Below are 232 nucleotides of genomic sequence, written 5' to 3' on the forward strand. Positions count from 1 at the left end.
GTCACAATAGTGTTCAAGAAACTAAAGCAGCCGCTCGTGCTGGGCTACGTCGTGGCCGGATTTCTTGTCAGCCCGCACATGCCTTACACCATGTCCGTGGTCGACAGGGCGGACATCAGCACATGGGGAGACATCGGCGTGATGTTCCTTCTGTTCTCGTTGGGCCTCGACTTCTCGTTCAAGAAGATACTGAAGATGGGCATGACTCCCGTAATTGCCACGTGTTCAATCG

1 pseudogene is annotated in these 232 nt (G+C 53.9%); it reads left to right on the top strand.

What is annotated here, in order from left to right:
• Positions 1 to 51: 51 nt before the first annotated feature.
• Positions 52 to 232: pseudogene (locus tag H5993_RS09395) on the top strand (hypothetical protein); the annotation flags it as partial.

It is taken from the genome of Limosilactobacillus alvi (assembly GCF_016900115.1).
In the GTDB taxonomy this organism is placed as follows: Bacteria; Bacillota; Bacilli; order Lactobacillales; family Lactobacillaceae; genus Limosilactobacillus; species Limosilactobacillus alvi.